The organism is Actinosynnema sp. NPDC023658, assembly GCF_040639995.1.
In the GTDB taxonomy this organism is placed as follows: domain Bacteria; phylum Actinomycetota; class Actinomycetes; order Mycobacteriales; family Pseudonocardiaceae; genus Actinosynnema.
In genome coordinates this window covers 5,075-6,211 of sequence record NZ_JBFAAX010000346.1, presented here as the reverse complement: position 1 = coordinate 6,211, position 1,137 = coordinate 5,075, and the positions used below count along the sequence as shown (strand labels likewise).

Sequence of the window (1,137 nt, the reverse complement as noted above, 5' to 3'; positions counted from 1 at the left end):
CTCTACAGCTCCCCCCTCGTCGGCGCGGACTCCAAGTCCTACCTGGACGTCATGCGCGGGATGCAGGCCGGGTAGGTCGTCGCGGTGCACGGGCGGCTCGTCGACGGGCTGACCGTGCGCGTGCGGTCGCTGGGCGAGGGCGACAACCGGGGCGTCACGATCGGCGGTCGCACGTTCGTGCGACGCGGTGACGACGTGGAGGTGGTGGTCGAGGTCGACCTGGCGCGCGGCGCGAACTTCGCCGGGGTGGTGCCCCGGCTCGCGAAGGTGGACCTGATCGCGGGCCCGGTCACCGGACCCGCGGAGGACCGCGACGCGTTCACCGCGCCCGCCACCAGGGTGGTGAAGTCGTTCGAGGTCTCCCGGGCGGCACGCGGGACGGTGAGGTTCGCGCACGCGTTCCGGCGCGTGGAGGGGGCGTTCTACCTGCGGCTGCGCGGTTCGGACGGCAACCGGCTCACCTCGGACGGCCACCCGGTGGTGGACGTCGTCGGTGACGCCGACCCGTGGTCGGACCTGTGGTTCTACGCGAACCCGGTGTTCGTGGACGTCATCTGACGGCGTCGGCTCGACGGGTTGCCGCTACTCGCGCGGGCCGGTGGCGGGCTGCGGCCGGCGGAAGAGGGCCCGCACCAGTGCCGCGGGGGTCGTCGACCTGAGGTCGGGACCGCCGGCGAACGCCCAGAGCGCGATCACCGGGTCGCAGATCGCGCAGCCGAGCGAGGAGTGCTCCGCGAACGGCACGATCGGGTTGCCGTGCAGGTGGTGCGCGATGTCGGCGGCCGTGTGCACGAGCCACGCGATGCCGATGAACGTCCACGACCCCAGGCCGCGGTAGGCACAGAAGGTGATCACGGCGGTGATGGCGAACTCCCACGGGCCGAGCCCGCCGCCGCTGAGGTACGCCGCGCCCGCGCCGGCCACCATGACCGCGTTGAACGGGCGGCGGTGCCGTTCGGGGACCAGCGAGTTCAGGCACACGTACAGCACGCCGATGAGCAGTGCCGAGACCACGGTCATGGTGGGCGGTCTTCGTCGTCACAGGGGATTCGGTCGTCCTGGACGGTAGACCCCGCGCTGTACGCGGTGCTGACCATCGACGGCAAGACCGGCGTGTACCGGTCCGACGACGAGACC

2 protein-coding genes are annotated in these 1,137 nt (G+C 72.1%); one reads left to right on the top strand and one right to left on the bottom strand.

Annotated features, from left to right (window positions below):
• Positions 1-84: 84 nt before the first annotated feature.
• The gene (locus AB0G02_RS26000; RefSeq protein ID WP_360798329.1) at positions 85-558 is read left to right on the top strand and encodes a hypothetical protein; all 474 of its coding nucleotides are present in this window, start codon (positions 85-87) and stop codon (positions 556-558) included.
• Positions 559-582: 24 nt separating this feature from the next.
• Here the strand turns inward: AB0G02_RS26000 and AB0G02_RS25995 are convergent, their stop codons facing one another.
• Complete coding sequence (locus tag AB0G02_RS25995) at positions 583-1,020, bottom strand: DUF6010 family protein (RefSeq protein ID WP_360798326.1); 438 nt, start codon at positions 1,018-1,020, stop codon at positions 583-585.
• Positions 1,021-1,137: the final 117 nt, after the last annotated feature.